The organism is Pseudomonas azadiae (assembly GCF_019145355.1).
GTDB classification, from domain to species: domain Bacteria; phylum Pseudomonadota; class Gammaproteobacteria; order Pseudomonadales; family Pseudomonadaceae; genus Aquipseudomonas; species Aquipseudomonas azadiae.
Genome location: NZ_JAHSTY010000001.1, coordinates 2,537,386 through 2,554,558 on the forward strand (window position 1 = coordinate 2,537,386; position 17,173 = coordinate 2,554,558).

The window sequence follows — 17,173 nt, forward strand, 5'->3', positions numbered from 1 at the left end:
TCTGTACACGTGATGGAACATCTTACGGCCTATTCCTGCAGGGATAAATCCACAGGCGGACGTAATGACATTTGACAATTTAGAGTAATGACTCTAAAAATCCAGGCAGACCTATAACAATCGGGAACGCCGCCATGTCTGCCAACGTTGCCTACCTGCAAGATGCCCAGGCGCTGGATCAACTGCAGGATCTGTTCGACACCCAACGTCGTGCCTACGCCGCCAACCCGATGCCGCCGGCAGCACAGCGCCAGCAATGGCTCAAGGCCCTGCGCGAGGTGCTCAGCAACGAGCGCCAGGCGCTGATCGACGCGATCAGCCAGGACTTCAGCCACCGCAGCGCCGATGAAACCCTGTTCGCCGAACTCATGCCCAGCCTGCATGGCATTCACTATGCCAGCAAACACCTCAAGGGCTGGATGAAACCTTCCCGGCGAGCGGTAGGCATCGCCTTCCAACCTGCTTCGGCCAAAGTCATCTACCAGCCCTTGGGCGTGGTCGGGGTGATCGTGCCCTGGAATTATCCGCTGTACCTGGCCATCGGCCCGCTGGTCGGCGCGTTGGCCGCCGGCAACCGGGTGATGCTCAAGCTCAGCGAATCCACCCCTGCCACCGGCGAGTTGCTCAAGGCGCTGTTGGCGAAAATATTCCCCGAAGACCTGGTGTGCGTGGTGCTCGGTGAAGCCGAAGTCGGCATGGCCTTTTCCAGGCTGCCCTTCGATCACTTGCTGTTTACCGGCGCCACCAGCATTGGCAAACAGGTGATGCGCGCTGCGGCCGAACACCTCACGCCGGTCACCCTGGAATTGGGCGGCAAGTCGCCAGCCATCGTGTCCGCCGATGTTCCGCTCAAGGACGCCGCCGAGCGCATCGCTTTCGGTAAAGCCTTGAACGCTGGCCAGACCTGCGTGGCACCGGATTACGTGCTGGTGCCGCAAGAGCGTGTCGACGGCTTTGTCGAAGCCTACACCCAGGCTGTTCGCGGGTTTTATCCGACTCTGGACGACAATCCGGACTACACCGCCATCATCAATGAACGACAACTGACTCGGCTCAATGCCTACATCAAGGACGCCACGGACAAGGGCGCCACCTTGATTCCACTGTACGACCAGGGCCAGGGGCGCCGTATGGCTCACAGCCTGTTGCTGAATGTCAGCGACGACATGACCGTGATGCAGGACGAGATCTTCGGCCCGGTGCTGCCGATCGTGCCTTATCGCGGCATCGACCAGGCTTTTGCCTACATCAACCAACGACCGCGCCCGCTGGCCCTGTATTACTTCGGCTACAACAAGCTCGAGCAAAACCGCGTGCTCCACGAAACCCATTCCGGTGGCGTGTGCCTGAACGACACGTTGCTGCACGTGGCCCAGGACGATATGCCATTCGGCGGCATCGGCCCATCGGGCATGGGCCACTACCACGGCCATGAAGGTTTTCTCACCTTCAGCAAGGCCAAGGGCGTGCTGGTGAAGCAACGCCTGAACGCGGCGAAGCTGATCTACCCGCCCTACGGCAAATCCATCCAGAAGTTGATCCAGAAACTGTTCGTGCGCTGAAACCGCCACCACGGGATAACAATAACAATGAACCCTAGCCTGACTGAAACACCTGCGCTGTCGCGGCGCAGCGTCTTGAAAATCGGCCTGTGTGCCAGCGCCTTCCTGGCCACCGCCGGGCTTGGCGCCAGCCTCAGCGGCTGCTCCAGCAGCACCCCGGCGAGCGGCTTTGCCTTATTGCGCAGCAGTGACCTGCCGTTCCTGCGCGCGGTGATCCCGGTATTGCTCGAAGGCGTGGCCAGCGCCCAGGACATCGCCAACGGGATTGAAGACACACTCAAAAAGCTCGACTTCAGCCTGCAACGCCTGTCCCCGGAAATGTTCAAGCTCACCCAGCAGTTGTTCGATGTGCTCGGCATGGGCATCACCCGTGGGCCGTTGACCGGGGTCTGGGGCAGTTGGGAAAACGCCAGCGGCGAGCAGATCCGCCACTTCCTGCACCGCTGGGAAAACAGCTATTTGAACCTGCTGCGCATGGGCCAGGGCTCGCTGCTCAAGCTGGTGATCATGGCCTGGTACTACCAGCCGGCGGCGTGGGCGCAGTGCGGCTACCCCGGGCCACCCAAAATCTAGCCTTTGACAACCCGATCCAATGTGGGAGCTGGCTTGCCTGCGATGGCGGTGAATCAGCGATGCATTCATCAGCAGGCAGACCGCTATCGCAGGCAAGCCAGCTCCCACATTGATCGCAACTTCGTACAAAAATAAGAGTGCACTCCTATGCCCGTACCCGATCTGTTCCGCGACGGCATGGCCCGTGGCTGGAAAACCCACAATGGCGCCGCCCTCGACAACGACCTGACCCTGGAAGCCGATGTGGCCATTATCGGCAGCGGCGCCGGCGGCGGTACCACCGCTGAAATCCTCAGTGCGGCGGGCTACAAAGTGTTGTTGATCGAAGAAGGCCCGCTCAAGACCAGCAGTGATTTCAAACTGCTGGAAGACGAGGCCTACACCAGCCTGTACCAGGAAGGTATCGGCCGCATGAGCAAGGACGGCGCGATTACCATCCTGCAGGGCCGAGCAGTGGGCGGCACGACGCTGATCAACTGGACATCGAGCTTTCGCACCCCGGACGCCACCCTCGCCCACTGGGCCAGCGAATACGCGGTAAAGGGTCACAGCAGCACGGAAATGGCGCCCTGGTTCGAAAAAATGGAGCAGCGCCTGGGCATCGCGCCCTGGGCCCTGCCGCCCAACGCCAATAACGATGTGATACGCAAAGGCTGCGAAAAGCTCGGTTACAGCTGGCATGTGATCCCGCGCAATGTGCGCGGCTGTTTCAACCTGGGTTATTGCGGCATGGGCTGCCCGGTCAACGCCAAGCAATCGATGCTGGTGACCACCATCCCCTCCACCCTGGAAAAAGGCGGTGAGCTGCTCTACCTGGCGCGCGCCGAACGCCTCGTCTACAGCGGCGACACCATCAGCCGCCTGGAATGCGTGGCCATGGACAACCTGTGCGTGGCGCCGAACGGACGCAAGATCACGGTCAAAGCCAAGCATTACGTGCTCTCGGGCGGCGGCATCAACAGCCCGGCGTTGCTGATGCGCTCGAGCGCTCCGGACCCGCACTCGCGGCTGGGCAAGCGGACCTTCCTGCACTTGGTGAATTTCTCTGCCGGGTTGTTCGATGAGGTCATCAACCCGTTCTACGGCGCGCCGCAATCGATCTATTCCGACCATTTCCAGTGGCAGGACGGCACCACCGGGAAGATGTCCTACAAACTCGAAGCTCCGCCCTTACACCCTGCGTTGGCCAGTACCTTGCTCGGTGGCTACGGCGACCAGAACGCTCTGGATATGAGCCAACTGCCCAATACCCACGCGATGCTGGCACTGCTGCGCGACGGCTTCCACCCCGACAGCCCGGGCGGCAGCGTGGAGCTGCGCGGCGATGGCACGCCGGTGCTCGACTACCCGGTGTCGGACTATGCCTGGGACGGGCTGCGCCGTGCGTTTCAGAGCATGGCCGAGATTCAGTTCGCGGCGGGCGCCAAGTCGGTCAAGCCGCTGCACCATGATGCGCGCTACGTGAAATCCCTGGCCGAAGCGCGCAGCCTGATCGACGGCCTGAACCTGGAACTGCACCGCACCTGCCTGGGCAGCGCCCACGTGATGGGCGGTTGCGCCATGGGCGAAGACCCGAAAAACGCAGTGGCCGACAGCCTCGGTCGCCATCACCAGCTGCGCAACCTGTCGATCCACGACGGCTCGCTCTTCCCCACCAGCATTGGCGCCAACCCCCAATTGTCGGTGTATGGAATGTGCGCCCAACTGGCGACAGCTTTGGCCGAACGTCTGAAAACAGCATGAAAAAACCCTCGATTCGGCGCAGGTATCTACACAAGTCGACTTGGCCGACCGGGAAGGCTGCGATACCATCCGGTTCCCCAACGGACTCCGCCAGGACGACGCGATGAACCGAGTGTTGTACCCAGGAACCTTCGACCCGATTACCAAAGGCCATGGCGATCTGGTCGAACGTGCCTCACGCTTGTTCGACCATGTGATCATCGCGGTCGCGGCCAGCCCCAAGAAAAACCCGCTGTTTCCCCTGGAACAGCGCGTGGAGCTGGCGCGTGAGGTCACCAAACACCTGCCCAACGTGGAAGTGGTGGGTTTTGCCACGCTGCTGGCGCATTTCGCCAAAGAGCAGAACGCCAACGTGTTCCTGCGCGGCCTGCGCGCAGTGTCGGACTTCGAATACGAATTCCAGCTGGCCAACATGAACCGCCAACTGGCGCCGGACGTCGAAAGCCTGTTCCTCACACCGTCGGAACGTTATTCGTTCATTTCCTCGACGTTGGTCCGTGAAATTGCCGCTTTGGGCGGAGATATCACCAAGTTCGTGCACCCCGCCGTGGCGGATGCGCTGACCTTGCGCTTCAAGAAGTAAGACCGCTCGATCGGCGCCTGCTCGCACTGGGGGCGCCAATGCGGCACAATTGCGCGCATTAGTTTTCAGATGCCTTGGCTGATTGCCCTGGCAGGAGTATCCATGTCCCTGATCATCACCGACGATTGCATCAATTGCGACGTCTGCGAACCCGAGTGCCCGAACGCCGCGATTTCCCAAGGCGAAGAGATCTACGTGATCGACCCCAACCTGTGCACCCAGTGTGTCGGCCACTATGACGAACCCCAGTGCCAGCAGGTGTGCCCGGTGGATTGCATTCCGTTGGACGAAGCCCGTCCGGAGACCGAAGAGCAGTTGATGGAGAAATACCGGAAAATTACCGGTAAGGTCTGAAGCCTTGTGTTGGCTGGCTGGGCCTCATCGCAGGCAAGCCAGCTCCCACTTTTTGAAGGTATTCACAAATCCAAATGTGGGAGCTGGCTTGCCTGCGATGGCGGCATCAGCCATCACCTCGCACTCAGCGCTGACACTTGGGGCAAAACACACTCGCCCGTTGCCCCAGCACCACATTGCGCAACTCGGTCCCGCAGACCTTGCACGCCTCACCCGCTCGGCCATAAACGAACAGTTCCTGCTGGAAATACCCCGGCTGCCCGTCGCCACCGATAAAGTCACGCAACGTGGTGCCGCCGCGCTCGATGGCAGCGGCCAGGATGCGCTTGATCTCGATCGCCAGCTTCAGATAACGCGCCCGCGAAATCCCGCCCGCCTCGCGACGCGGGTCAATCCCTGCTGCGAACAACGCCTCGGTCGCATAGATATTGCCCACGCCCACCACCACCGCGTTGTCCATGACGAACGGCTTCACCGCCATTGACCGCCCACGGGACAACTGGAACAAGCGCTCGCCGTCAAACAAGTCAGTCAGCGGCTCCGGCCCCAGGCGGATCAGCAGGGCGTGGTTGTGCGGGTCCTGGCTCCAGAGCATTGCGCCGAAACGCCGAGGGTCGGTGTAGCGCAGCGCCAAGCCGGACTCGAGTTCGATATCCACATGCTCATGTTTGGCCGCCGGCATGCCGACCTCAACCAGGCGCAGGTTGCCCGACATGCCCAAGTGGCTGATCAGGGTGCCCACTTCGGCATTGATCAGCAGATACTTGGCGCGCCGTTCCACCAGCACGATGCGCTGCCCGGACAGGCGCACATCCAGGTCGTCCGGGATCGGCCAGCGCAGGCGTCGCTCACGCACCACCACGCGGCTGACGCGTTGGCCTTCCAGGTGCGGTGCGATGCCGCGCCGGGTGGTTTCGACTTCAGGTAACTCGGGCATGTGTACCTCGTGAGGGAAGGGGTCAGTGCGCGCCCAGCTCGCGGATCGACAACTTCAGGCTCTCGAAGTCGTAGTCCGACAGGCCTACGTAATCCAGCACCAGATGGCCAACGGCATTCCACTCATGATCGACGGACTGGTTGCCCAGCACGCGGCAGGACGAACAGATGTGCTCGGCCATTTTCAGGATCGCCAACAGGTTTTTAAGCTGGGAATTGCGCGACGACTCATCGCTGAAAATCGCCAGGGCGTTGTGGTGGTTGGCGATGGCGTCGGTCACATGCTCCGGCAGGCGCCAGGACTTGGCGGTGTAGTACCCCACCACGGCATGGTTGGTGTTGAACGCATTGTTCTCGGTGTCGACCACGCGGCAGTCGGGGCCGGCATTGGCATAAGCCTGTTCGAGCACTGCCATGTAGTTGGGAAAGCGCTTGAGCATGAGCGGCACGCCGCAATCGTGGAACAAGCCCAACGCATAGGCCTCGTCCACCGCCTGGGCGCCGGTGCGCTTGGCGAGCGTGAGGCAGGTCATGGCCACATCCTGGGCGGTGTCCCAGAAGCGATTGAGGGTGACGATGGTGTCGTCGCTCATCTCGCCTTTGATCGACAGCGCGTTGATCAGGTTGATGACCGACCGGCTGCCCAGCAGGTTCACCGCGCGCTGGATCGAAGCGATCTTGTTGCTCAGCCCGTAATAGGACGAGTTGACGATCTTCAGCAGCGCGCCGGACAGGCCGGGGTCCTGGGAGATCAACCGCGCGATGACTTCCAGGTCCGGATCGGGCATGTATTGCTCCATCTGCAAATCCACCATGATTTGCGGTTGGGGCGGCACGCTGATGCCTTGCAGGGCCTGTTGGATCTGTTCGGCGGAAAGCTCTGGGGACATAGGTAGATACTCTGGGCTAGGCGGGGATTCTAACCCTTAAGCAAAGCTGACCGACACCTCAAATACCCGACTGAGCACGGACAAAATGTGGGAGCTGGCTTGCCTGCGATAGCATCACCACCGTACGTCAGATACACCGCGTCGTCGGCATCGCAGGCAAGCCAGCTCCCACATGAAGCGTTGCGCAACAGGTATACTCCCGCTCTTTTTTCCGGAGCGACGTCATGTCCCTGCCAAGCCTGCGCCTCAAAGCCAATGCCGATCGTCGTTTGCGCAACGGCCACCTGTGGGTCTACAGCAACGAAATCGACGTGGCGGCCACCCCGCTTCACGGCTTCCAGGCAGGCGACCAGGCTATCCTGGAAGCGGCCGGCGGCAAGACGCTGGGGATCGTGGCCATGAGCCCGAACAACCTGATCTGCGCCCGCCTGCTGTCGCGCGACATCAAGTTGCCGCTGGACAAGTCGCTGCTGGTGCACCGCCTCAATGTCGCCCTGTCCCTGCGTGATCGCCTGTTCGACAAGCCGTTCTACCGCCTGGTCTACGGCGATTCCGACCTGTTGCCAGGCCTGGTGGTCGACCGTTTCGGCGACATTCTCGTCGTGCAGATCGCCTCGGCGACCATGGAAGCCCATAAAGAAGACGTGATCGCCGCGCTGACCCAAGTGCTCAAGCCGAGCGGCATCCTGTTCAAGAACGACTCCGCCGCACGCGACGCCGAAGGCCTCAACCGCTACGTCGAAACCGTGTTCGGCCTGGTGCCGGAGTGGGTCGCGCTGGAAGAAAACGGCGTGAAGTTCGAAGCCCCGGTGATCCAGGGCCAGAAAACCGGCTGGTTCTACGACCACCGCATGAACCGCGCCCGCCTGGCCCCGTACGCCAAAGGCAAGCGCGTGCTGGACCTGTACAGCTACATCGGCGGCTGGGGCGTGCAAGCCGCCGCTTTCGGCGCCAGTGAAGTGTTCTGCGTCGACGCCTCCGCCTTCGCCCTTGACGGCGTGGAGCGCAACGCAGCGCTGAACGGCGTGGCCGAGAAGATGACCTGCATCGAAGGCGACGTGTTTGAAGCGTTGAAAGAACTGAAAGCCAGCGAAGAGCGCTTCGACGTGATCGTCGCCGACCCGCCGGCCTTCATCAAACGCAAGAAAGACATGAAGAACGGTGAAGGCGCCTACCGCCGCCTCAACGAGCAAGCCATGCGCCTGCTCAGCAAGGACGGCATCCTGGTCAGCGCGTCGTGCTCCATGCACCTGCCGGAAGATGACCTGCAAAACATCCTGCTGACCAGCGCCCGCCACCTGGACCGCAATATCCAGATGCTGGAACGTGGTGGCCAGGGCCCGGATCATCCGGTGCATCCGGCGATTGTCGAAACGCGCTATATCAAGAGCATTACGTGCCGGTTGCTGCCGAATAGCTGAGGCTGTTGCCCTGTAGGGACTTGCGGGTTCCTACAGGTTTTCAGGAAATGTCCTGCCGCCCCAGGCTTTGACTTTCCGCGTTGCAGACTCGATCCTCGACCCCCTCACGGAACCGAGGCTCGCTCATGTCGAAGGCAACCACACTCGCTGAAAAACCGTTCACGGTTTTCTGGCTGATGACCATGACGTTGCTGGGCGTCTTCCCGCTTGACGTCGTACTGCCCTCCTTTCCCGCCCTGGCTGAACACTTCCACACCTCGACCACCCATATCGCTCGGTCCGTCAGCCTGTTCGCCATCGGATTTTCCTGCTCGATGCTGCTGATCGGCCCGCTGTCCGACAGGATCGGCCGCAAGAAGCTGCTGCTGGGCAGCATGGCAGTGGCAATCCTTGGCGCGGCCGGATGCCTGGTCGCCACAAACACGCCTCAATTCCTGTTCTTTCGTGTCATCCAGGCCATGGGCTGCGGCGGCTTCATACTGTCCCAAGCGCTGGTGCAAGACCTCTTTTTCGGCAGGGAACAGGAGCGGTTGCGCATAGCCATGGCCACGGCCGGGGGAATCTTCATTTCGGTTTCCCCGTTGCTGGGCGCGTGGCTGCAACTGCAGTGGGGGTGGCAAGCCAGCTTCTACGCGTTTATCGCCCTCTGTGCGGCAACGTTGATCATGGCCCACCGGTTACTGCAGGGCGGCTTGCCTCCAACTGCACCAAGCCAGCAGGGTATCTTGAAGGCCTACGCCAAGGTCTTCGCCAACAGACATTTCGCCAGCTACGCCACGATCTCCGCGATCACCTTCGCCTGCCATTTCTCATTCATCGTGGTTTCACCGCTTATTTTCATGGATCAGTTGAAACTGTCGCCCCATGAGTACTCCTTGACCTTGCTCCTCTACGGCGCCGCCTACGTACTGGGGGGTGTCTGTGCAAGTTTCCTGCATAAACGGCTGGCGGCGGCGACCCAGATGGCGGTCGGGCTGGTGCTGATCGCGATTTCTGGCGTGGTCATGCTGCTGTTGGCCTACCAGCTCGGCTTATCAACCCCGACCGTGCTGGTGCCCATGCTGCTCTGCACGGCGGGCACCACCATCACCCGGCCCATTTCCAACTCCAAGGCCATGAGCCTGTTTCCAGACAACGCGGGGACGGCGGCCTCCGCCGTTGCGGCAACGCTGTTTATCGCTGGCGGTTGTATCAGTGCGTTTATCAGCACCTTTACTCATCAGCTGAGCACCGCACTTGGCCTGTGTTTCCTGATCCTGAGCCTCGCCGCCCTGGCTTTGAACTCATGGGCGCGGCGGCGCCCGCACGTCCCGTAGCGGCCATCTTCACGGTTGCGCCCATTCCCTCCAGCCGCCAGCGGTGTAGAATCGGCCCTATTCATCGCCAGTCATCCCCCGGCGGGTTTATGAGCTCGAGGCCCAAGCAAGCGGCGATCCCGCGACGCGAGTGGCAACTTCCGGACACACGGCCATTTTCTGAGTGTTCCTGACGTCAATAGAAGCTCACTCCCTTTTGATACCGATTAGCCGCCCGGAGTGCTCCAATGCCTGATTACCGCTCGAAAACATCCACCCACGGCCGCAACATGGCCGGCGCGCGCGCATTGTGGCGTGCCACGGGGATGAAGGATGACGACTTCAAGAAGCCGATCATCGCGATTGCCAACTCGTTCACCCAGTTCGTACCGGGCCACGTCCACCTCAAGGACCTGGGCCAACTGGTCGCCCGCGAGATCGAACGCGCCGGCGGCGTGGCCAAGGAGTTCAACACCATCGCCGTGGATGACGGCATCGCCATGGGCCATGACGGCATGCTGTATTCCCTGCCGAGCCGCGAGATCATCGCCGACTCCGTGGAATACATGGTCAACGCCCACTGCGCCGACGCCATCGTGTGCATCTCCAACTGCGACAAGATCACCCCCGGCATGCTGATGGCCGCCCTGCGCCTGAACATCCCGGTGATCTTCGTCTCCGGCGGCCCGATGGAAGCCGGCAAGACCAAGCTCGCCTCCCACGGCCTCGACCTGGTCGACGCCATGGTGATCGCCGCCGACTCCAGCGCGTCCGACGAGAAGGTCGCCGAATACGAGCGCAGCGCGTGCCCGACCTGCGGTTCGTGCTCCGGCATGTTCACCGCCAATTCGATGAACTGTCTGGTGGAAGCCCTGGGCCTGGCCTTGCCGGGCAACGGTTCCACACTGGCCACCCACAGCGACCGCGAGCAGCTGTTCCTGCAGGCCGGTCGCACCATCGTCGAGCTGTGCAAGCGTTACTACACCGAGAACGATGAGTCGGTATTGCCGCGCAACATCGCCAACTTCAAGGCGTTCGAAAACGCCATGACCCTGGATATCGCCATGGGCGGTTCCACCAACACCATCCTGCACTTGCTGGCCGCCGCCCAGGAAGCCGAGATCGATTTCGACCTGCGCGACATCGACCGCCTGTCCCGTCATGTGCCGCAACTGTGCAAAGTCGCGCCGAACATCCAGAAGTACCACATGGAAGACGTGCACCGCGCCGGCGGGATCTTCTCGATCCTCGGTTCCCTGGCCCGTGGCGGCCTGTTGCACACCGACCTGCCGACCGTGCACAGCACGTCCCTCGCCGAAGGCATCGCCAAGTGGGACATCACCCAGACCGACGACGAAGCCGTGCACACCTTCTTCAAGGCAGGCCCGGCCGGCATCCCGACCCAGACGGCATTCAGCCAGTCGACCCGTTGGGACACCCTGGATGATGACCGTGAAAACGGCTGCATCCGCAGTGTCGAGCACGCCTACTCCCAAGAAGGCGGCCTGGCCGTGCTGTACGGCAACATCGCCCTCGATGGCTGCGTGGTCAAAACCGCGGGTGTGGATGAATCCATCCACGTCTTCGAAGGTCGCGCCAAGATCTACGAAAGCCAGGACAGCTCGGTACGCGGCATCCTCGCCGACGAAGTCAAAGAAGGCGACATCGTGATCATCCGCTACGAAGGCCCCAAAGGCGGCCCGGGTATGCAGGAGATGCTCTACCCCACGTCGTACCTGAAGTCCAAAGGCCTGGGCAAAGCCTGCGCCCTGCTGACCGATGGCCGTTTCTCCGGCGGCACCTCGGGCCTGTCCATCGGCCACGCTTCGCCGGAAGCCGCTGCCGGCGGCGCGATTGGCCTGGTGCAAGATGGCGACAAGGTGCTGATCGACATTCCGAACCGCTCGATCAACCTGTTGATCAGCGATGAAGAACTGGCGGCACGCCGGGTCGAGCAGGACAAGAAAGGCTGGAAACCGGTGGAAAAACGTCCACGTAAAGTGACGACCGCGCTGAAAGCTTATGCGCTGTTGGCGACCAGTGCCGACAAAGGTGCAGTGCGCAACAAGGCGATGCTCGACGGTCTGTAAGACTCGCGCATAAAAAATGCCCCGCCATGTGCGGGGCATTTTTTTGCCTGCAGTAAATCCCCAAACCCCTGGAGATCAACATGTGGGAGCTGGCTTGCCTGCGATGCAGACACCTCGGTACATCAGGCACACCAAGTCGATGTTATCGCAGGCAAGCCAGCTCCCACATGGTCGGCGTTAGCCTTAGAACTGCGGGGTGTAGGTGAGGGTCAACATCACATTGCGCGGGTCGCCGTAGTAGTTACTGCCCCACGTCGCGTTGTACGCAGGGACGTAGTACTTCTTGTCAAACACATTGTTCAGGTTCGCCGCGACGCTGAATGCCTGGTTGATCCTGTAGGCCACTCGCGAATCCCACAGCGCATTGCCCGGCACGCTGAAGTTGCGGTCGTAGGCAACGGTGCTGCTTTGCGCGGTCACACCGGCGCCGACGCTGACTTTGGCCCAGTCCCCCGGCAGTTGGTAGTCACCCCAGACTTTGAGCTGATGCCTGGGTGTCCAGGTGCTGAAAATCTTGCCTTCGTAGGTGTTGTCCTTAAGGAATTTGGTGGTGTTGTAGGTGTAGCTGGAGACCAGTTGCAAGCCTGGCAGCACTTCGCCGCTCAAGGTGGCTTCGAAACCCTGGCTGCGGACTTTGCCGGAGGCGACCGAGCAATACCAGCCACCGCAATTCATCGGCCCTTGCAGGTCCTGCACCGCACGGTTTTCCTGGTCGTAGCGGAAGATGGCGAAGGACGTGTTCAGGCGACCATCGGCCAACTCACCTTTGAAACCCACTTCATAGTTCTTGCCTTCGATGGGCTTGAGCAAGGCGCCGGACGTGGTCTGATTCGTCTGGGGTTCGAACGCATCGGCATAGCTGGCGTAGGCCGACCACTGCGGGTTGAGTTCATACACCAGGCCCGCATAGGGCGTAACCCGCCCAGTGGTCTGTGTGGTGCTGCGGGTGGGGTCGTCGTACACGCCCTGGAAACCGCTCTGGTCGGTATAGGCAAAGTCATACCAACTGGTACGGGCACCGACGATCAAGGTCAGCGGGTCCAGCACTTTTACGCGCCAGGTACCGTAGATGCCTTTCTGGCGCACGTCGTACCAGCTCTTGGCCCCGGAACCGTCCTGGAACAACTGGTATTTGTCGCGCTGCGGGCGGTTGTGGTCGATGTTGAAGATATCCGCACCATCGGTAGCGTCCCGGGCGTACAGGTCGCGGGTGGTGAGCTTCGAGTAGTTGGCGCCCAGCACCAGTTCCTGCGGGAAGCCGAGGGTCTCGAAATTGCCGTTTACGTACACATCCACGCCGCGGCTCTTGGTATTGAAGTCGGTGACCCAGTCCACGTAGCGCACGTTGCCGGCGGTGCCGGGGTTGGGGATTGCGTCCCACGTCGCCTGATAGGTCGCGTCGTTGTGTTCATCCATGGCGACCAGCGCGGCCTTGAGCTTCCAGTCATCGTTGAAGCGATGCTCCAGGTCGGCAAACACCTGAGTCTGGTTGTTGACCGCGCGGTTCCAACTGGCGCCGACGAAGGTCGAGCGCGATAAGCCGATATCGTTGCCGTTGGCGTAACGGGGCAACGACATGAAGTTGGGCCGCGAGTGGCCTTTCTGATTGCTGATGCCTACGCCCACGGTGGTGTCGGGGGTGAAGTCGTAGTCGACGGCCGCGTAGACCGTCTGGTTCCAGCCGCCGGCGTAGTCGACGAAGGAGTCAGTGGTGTCGTAATCCGCCACAAATCGCCCGCGCAACGTACCTTCGGCGTTCAACGGGCCGCCGGCGTCCACTTGGGTGCCGTAGTGGTCCCACGAGCCCGCCTTGGCGGTGATGGTCACCGTGGGCGCCTGCTGGCCGCGTTTGCGCACCAGGTTCATGGTGCCGCCGGGGCTGTTTGCGCCTTGCAGCAGCGCAGCCGGGCCGCGCAGGGTTTCGACGCGGTCGTAGATCGCCATGTTTTCGGTGAGGTAGCTGCCCAGCGCGTAAGTGTTACGCGGGATGCCGACACCGTCGTATTGCAGGGTGCCGATCTCGAAGCCACGGGAGAAGATGAACATGCCGGGGCCGGGGGATTTGGTCGCGGTCAGGCCGGGCGTGCGCTTGACCACTTCGGACAGTTTGGTGGTGTTCTGGTCATCCATCTGCTTGCGGGTCATGACGCTGACCGATTGCGGGATGTCCTTGAGTTTCTGCTCGCCTTTGCCCAGGGTCACCGCGCCGGTGGTGTAGGACCCGCTGCCCTCGGTGGTAGCGCCCAGGTGTTCGGCGCTGATGGTGGTGGCGCCGACTTCGATGGCCGAACCACCGGCCAGGCGTTTTTCCAGGGTGACGGTATCGGCATTGATAAACGCCGCGTTCAGGCCTGTTCCGCCGAGCAGTAGCCCGAGCGCTTCGCGTTGACCCAGATTGCCTTTCACACCCGGCGATACCACCCCTTGCGTCAACTCGCCCGACACCAGCACCTGCACCCGCGTCACCGCCGAAAACGCCGCCAACGCGCCATCCAGGCTCTGTCCTGGAATATCGAAGCGGTAGGTCTGGGCCTGGACGGTCTCGGCGGCCTGCAAGTACAGCGGCGCGGTGCTGCAGGCCATGGAAATGGCCAGCGCCAGCAAGGGCCGTGCGGCGAATCGGTGTGCCATGGAAGGTGCTCCCCGGTGCAAAAAGTCGGTGATCGGCGCCGCACTACTTGAGAGTGCTTACTATTTACGCCTCAGTGATCAAGGACGATGACTAGCGGGAAAACCCTGAAACTATTTTCAAAAAATTGCCGTCAGGACGCGTTACCTTCGCGCAACACCAGTAAATACGGGGTGTAGTGCTCGGCGTGCAGGTTGAGGGTGTATTCCAGCGCCTGGATCACGGCGTCGGGTTTGTCGATTTCAAACACACCCGATACCACGCGATTGCGCAGCGCCTCGCCCAGCACCAGGGTCTTGCCGGGCCAATAGCGATTCAACTCGCTGACCACCTCCGACAGGGGTTGTTGACGAAATACCAGTTGTCGCTGACGCCAGGCAAAGCCACTGGCCGGATCGAATCCATGGGCAGCGCTAAGCTGCTGGCCCTGATACTCCACGGCCCGCCCCGGCTCCAGATACACCGGTTCACCATTGCCCGCACTGACCTGCACCTTGCCCTGGGCCACCTGCACCCGCGTCTGTTCATCGCGCCGCGCCACGCTGAACCGGGTGCCAACCACCTTCACCCAGCCGTCACCGGACTGCACCACGAAAGGCCGCGCCGGGTCTGGGGTGACGCTGAAAAATCCCTCGCCACGCAACAGACGAACCTGACGCTCACCGCCGCTCATGCGGATTTGAATGGCACTGTCGGTATTGAGCTGCAGCTGGGAGCCGTCGGCCAGCTCGACCGTGCGCGATTCGCCCGTGCCGGTGGCGTAGTCCGCGCGCAGGCGGTCGAGCCAGGGCGTGTTCTGCGCGGTCAGCCCCACCGCCAGCAACACGGCGGCGGCACAGGCCCAGCGCCGGACGGGTTTGCGCCAGGCAGCCTGCTCGGCGCGGCGGATCACCCGGGCCGGTTCGCGCAAACCGCCGAGCACCGCCTGTACTTCCTGCCAGGCGTCGTCCTGGCCCTGGCCCAGGCCGAGCCAGAGGGCGAAGGCGTCCCTCTCGGCGCGGGTCACGTCCTCAGCTTGCAGGCGGAAATACCAGCCGGACGCTTCTTCGAACAACGCGTCGGCAGTGGGTGTGGCGGTCATGACCGACGTCCTTGGGTGTCACAGGCGAGCCGCGTCTTGATGTAGGCGCGGCATTCAATCAAGGCGCGACGCAATTGGTATTCCACGCTACGCGGGGTGATCGACAGGCGTTCACCAATCTCGCGGTAGGAAAGTTCGTCGACATGATAAAGCAGGAAGATCTGCCGAGTCGCTGCGGGCAATGCCAGGATCGCATCCTGCATCAGTTGCTCCTGCTGGTAGGCGGCCAATTGTTCGTCGGCACCGGGGTTGCCACACGGCAGTTCTTCGCTCGGCTCGCCGGCATCCAGACGCTCGCGGCGAATAGCCTGGCGCTGGTGATCGCGCACAAGGTTGCTGGCAATGGTGAAGAGAAAGGCCGGCAGGTTGTCGATCTTTTCGCCGGAGTCCAGGCGCGCCAGGCGCAGGAAGGATTCCTGGGTCAGGTCCGCAGCCACCTGGGCGCTGCCGGTGCGGCGGGTGACGAAGGCTTCGAGGGCTTTCTTCTGCTCCGCGAACAGGCGCGCGATCTGCAAATTCCAGGAGGGCACAGCACTACCTTGAGAAGGTCAGGAAGTGCGCACGCTAGCAGAGGATGAGATTGGTTCGCAATTGATATCTATTTTAGCTGGGATTTGCAGCGCTTGTGCGGCCGCCATCGCAGGCAAGCCAGCTCCCACATTGACTGCTTTCTCCTGTTGAAACTCGGTCAACTGTGGGAGCTGGCTTGCCTGCGATAAAGGCAACTCGGTCTTACTGAATGTCCTCCGGCTTGACGATCACCCAGTTCTTGTCCGCCGTCACCGCCAGCCCTTCCTTGGCCTGCGCCGCCGCGTGCTTGGCGATCATGCCGTTAAGCTGCGTCATGTATTTGTCCTTGCGGTTGATCCACAGGTGGATGCCGCCCTTGGCCACGTCCACATCGTGAAACAACATGTAGCCATCGCTGGTCGGGGTGTCGCCGCCGACCAGCACCGGTTTTTTCCATTCATCAATGTAGGTGAGGATTGCCGCGTGCTTGCCGGCCATCCAGGTGGCCGGGGTCCACAGGTACGGGGTCAGTTCCAGGCCGAGGTTGGCCTTCTCGTCATACTTGCCGGCGGCGATCTGTTTGCGTGCGGTGGTCAGCTCGCCGGTCTTGCGGTCTTTAAGCAAGGTGGTCACGCCGATCACGTTCTCGGGTTTGACGTTGTAGCCATACTTCGGATCGGCAGCGACCATGCGCACCAGCTCTTCCGAAGCGGCGGTCATCACGTACACCTCGATACCGTTTTCCATCAGCTTGTTGTAGAGCTCGGCCTGGCCGGTGAACACCTTCGGCGGTTGCACTTCGGACTGCTTCACCACGTCGCCTTCGAAATAGCTGACGGGCACCGGCTTGCCAGACGCCATCAGCTCATCGACCTGCACCTTGAGTTCCTTGAGGGTGAAACCCGAGAACACTTGGGCAACCCATGGGTAGCAGACCATGTCGTCCACTTCGCAGAGGCGATAGTAGTAACTGAACAGGCTTTCCTTATGGTCGGCGGTGTCTTTGAACGGCATCAGTTTGAGCGACGGGTCAAGGCTGTCGCGGGTGATCAGGCCCTTGTTTTCCATGTAGGGCAACAGGGATTCTTCCAGGTCGTAGCGGTAGCTGGTGTTGTCCATGTCGAACACCGCGAAATGACCCTTGTTGGCGTTGGCGGCGATCATTTCGTTCAGTTGCTTGGCGGCTGGAGCGGGCCAATGTTTCAACTCGGTGGCGGCCATGGCGTGCCCGGCAAGGCCCAGGCACAGCGCGGCGGCGAACAGTTTCGAAGCGAGCTTCATATGCGGTTTCTCCCTGAGCTAAAAACATCGACGCTAACAAATCCCTGTGACAGTTACCGCCCGAGCGCGACCGCTTGCGTCGTGATAACGCCAACGGCATGTGCCTGAGCGTCGATTGCTTATTCCAAAAACGACACTCTTCATTCCACATCGGTATTAAATCAATATATTTCAAGCTGTTAGGCTGCCCGGCTCGCAATCGCAGGCTCACGCGATTGGCTTCCT

Annotated in this window: 14 protein-coding genes; 8 read left to right on the forward strand and 6 right to left on the reverse strand. The window is 61.4% G+C overall.

Features of this window, described 5'->3' with window-relative positions; all coding sequences use genetic code 11:
* Positions 1 to 134: 134 nt before the first annotated feature.
* The 5 genes from KVG91_RS11600 (at position 135) to KVG91_RS11620 (ending at position 4,815) form a co-directional block, all read left to right on the forward strand.
* Positions 135 to 1,562, forward strand: a complete 1,428-nt coding sequence (locus KVG91_RS11600; RefSeq protein WP_169376095.1) for a coniferyl aldehyde dehydrogenase — start codon at positions 135 to 137, stop codon at positions 1,560 to 1,562.
* Positions 1,563 to 1,589: 27 nt separating this feature from the next.
* Positions 1,590 to 2,135 (forward strand): twin-arginine translocation pathway signal protein, encoded by a 546-nt coding sequence (locus tag KVG91_RS11605; protein WP_169376096.1) that lies wholly within the window; start codon positions 1,590 to 1,592, stop codon positions 2,133 to 2,135.
* Positions 2,136 to 2,282: 147 nt separating this feature from the next.
* Complete coding sequence (locus KVG91_RS11610; RefSeq protein WP_169376097.1) at positions 2,283 to 3,878, forward strand: GMC family oxidoreductase; 1,596 nt, start codon at positions 2,283 to 2,285, stop codon at positions 3,876 to 3,878.
* 103 nt (positions 3,879 to 3,981) lie between these two features.
* A complete protein-coding gene (gene coaD, locus KVG91_RS11615; protein WP_049711086.1) occupies positions 3,982 to 4,461 on the forward strand; it encodes a pantetheine-phosphate adenylyltransferase in 480 nt (159 codons plus the stop codon).
* Positions 4,462 to 4,563: 102 nt separating this feature from the next.
* Positions 4,564 to 4,815 (forward strand): YfhL family 4Fe-4S dicluster ferredoxin, encoded by a 252-nt coding sequence (locus KVG91_RS11620; RefSeq protein ID WP_169376098.1) that lies wholly within the window; start codon positions 4,564 to 4,566, stop codon positions 4,813 to 4,815.
* Between the two features lie 124 nt (positions 4,816 to 4,939).
* Here the strand turns inward: KVG91_RS11620 and mutM are convergent, their stop codons facing one another.
* Together mutM and KVG91_RS11630 are read right to left on the reverse strand one after the other, a co-directional pair.
* Positions 4,940 to 5,752, reverse strand: a complete 813-nt coding sequence (gene mutM / locus KVG91_RS11625; RefSeq protein ID WP_169376099.1) for a bifunctional DNA-formamidopyrimidine glycosylase/DNA-(apurinic or apyrimidinic site) lyase — start codon at positions 5,750 to 5,752, stop codon at positions 4,940 to 4,942.
* Positions 5,753 to 5,774: 22 nt separating this feature from the next.
* A complete protein-coding gene (locus KVG91_RS11630; RefSeq protein ID WP_217894914.1) occupies positions 5,775 to 6,587 on the reverse strand; it encodes an HDOD domain-containing protein in 813 nt (270 codons plus the stop codon).
* A gap of 278 nt (positions 6,588 to 6,865) precedes the next feature.
* Between KVG91_RS11630 and KVG91_RS11635 the strand changes: the two genes are divergently transcribed.
* From KVG91_RS11635 to ilvD, 3 genes are all read left to right on the forward strand, one after another.
* Complete coding sequence (locus KVG91_RS11635) at positions 6,866 to 8,062, forward strand: class I SAM-dependent rRNA methyltransferase (RefSeq protein ID WP_015886370.1); 1,197 nt, start codon at positions 6,866 to 6,868, stop codon at positions 8,060 to 8,062.
* Positions 8,063 to 8,187: 125 nt separating this feature from the next.
* A complete protein-coding gene (locus KVG91_RS11640) occupies positions 8,188 to 9,378 on the forward strand; it encodes an MFS transporter (protein ID WP_169376101.1) in 1,191 nt (396 codons plus the stop codon).
* A 227-nt stretch (positions 9,379 to 9,605) separates the two neighbouring features.
* The gene (ilvD, locus tag KVG91_RS11645; protein WP_057723488.1) at positions 9,606 to 11,447 is read left to right on the forward strand and encodes a dihydroxy-acid dehydratase; all 1,842 of its coding nucleotides are present in this window, start codon (positions 9,606 to 9,608) and stop codon (positions 11,445 to 11,447) included.
* Between the two features lie 183 nt (positions 11,448 to 11,630).
* Here the strand turns inward: ilvD and KVG91_RS11650 are convergent, their stop codons facing one another.
* The 4 genes from KVG91_RS11650 to KVG91_RS11665 all read right to left on the reverse strand — a co-directional run bounded on the left by KVG91_RS11650 (position 11,631) and on the right by KVG91_RS11665 (position 16,948).
* Entirely contained in the window at positions 11,631 to 14,078 is a 2,448-nt protein-coding gene (locus KVG91_RS11650) for a TonB-dependent siderophore receptor (RefSeq protein WP_169376102.1), read from the reverse strand.
* A 131-nt stretch (positions 14,079 to 14,209) separates the two neighbouring features.
* Positions 14,210 to 15,157 carry a FecR family protein gene (locus KVG91_RS11655; protein ID WP_169376103.1) on the reverse strand — a complete coding sequence of 316 codons (948 nt, stop codon included), beginning with the start codon at positions 15,155 to 15,157 and terminating at the stop codon, positions 14,210 to 14,212.
* Positions 15,154 to 15,687 (reverse strand): RNA polymerase sigma factor, encoded by a 534-nt coding sequence (locus tag KVG91_RS11660; RefSeq protein WP_169376104.1) that lies wholly within the window; start codon positions 15,685 to 15,687, stop codon positions 15,154 to 15,156. The genes KVG91_RS11655 and KVG91_RS11660 overlap by 4 nt, the downstream gene beginning before the upstream one ends.
* A gap of 202 nt (positions 15,688 to 15,889) precedes the next feature.
* A complete protein-coding gene (locus KVG91_RS11665) occupies positions 15,890 to 16,948 on the reverse strand; it encodes an HAD family hydrolase (RefSeq protein ID WP_404822381.1) in 1,059 nt (352 codons plus the stop codon).
* Positions 16,949 to 17,173 lie beyond the last annotated feature (225 nt).

What these genes read in the sequence shown, in the direction of transcription:
- KVG91_RS11600 (WP_169376095.1), top strand. Translation starts at nt 135, where the DNA reads ATGTCTGCCAACGTTGCCTACCTGCAAGATGCCCAGGCGCTGGATCAA.
- KVG91_RS11605 (WP_169376096.1), top strand. Translation starts at nt 1,590, where the DNA reads ATGAACCCTAGCCTGACTGAAACACCTGCGCTGTCGCGGCGCAGCGTC.
- KVG91_RS11610 (WP_169376097.1), top strand. Translation starts at nt 2,283, where the DNA reads ATGCCCGTACCCGATCTGTTCCGCGACGGCATGGCCCGTGGCTGGAAA.
- coaD (WP_049711086.1), top strand. Translation starts at nt 3,982, where the DNA reads ATGAACCGAGTGTTGTACCCAGGAACCTTCGACCCGATTACCAAAGGC.
- KVG91_RS11620 (WP_169376098.1), top strand. Translation starts at nt 4,564, where the DNA reads ATGTCCCTGATCATCACCGACGATTGCATCAATTGCGACGTCTGCGAA.
- mutM (WP_169376099.1), bottom strand. Translation starts at nt 5,752, where the DNA reads ATGCCCGAGTTACCTGAAGTCGAAACCACCCGGCGCGGCATCGCACCG.
- KVG91_RS11635 (WP_015886370.1), top strand. Translation starts at nt 6,866, where the DNA reads ATGTCCCTGCCAAGCCTGCGCCTCAAAGCCAATGCCGATCGTCGTTTG.
- KVG91_RS11640 (WP_169376101.1), top strand. Translation starts at nt 8,188, where the DNA reads ATGTCGAAGGCAACCACACTCGCTGAAAAACCGTTCACGGTTTTCTGG.
- ilvD (WP_057723488.1), top strand. Translation starts at nt 9,606, where the DNA reads ATGCCTGATTACCGCTCGAAAACATCCACCCACGGCCGCAACATGGCC.
- KVG91_RS11650 (WP_169376102.1), bottom strand. Translation starts at nt 14,078, where the DNA reads ATGGCACACCGATTCGCCGCACGGCCCTTGCTGGCGCTGGCCATTTCC.
- KVG91_RS11655 (WP_169376103.1), bottom strand. Translation starts at nt 15,157, where the DNA reads ATGACCGCCACACCCACTGCCGACGCGTTGTTCGAAGAAGCGTCCGGC.
- KVG91_RS11665 (WP_404822381.1), bottom strand. Translation starts at nt 16,948, where the DNA reads ATGAAGCTCGCTTCGAAACTGTTCGCCGCCGCGCTGTGCCTGGGCCTT.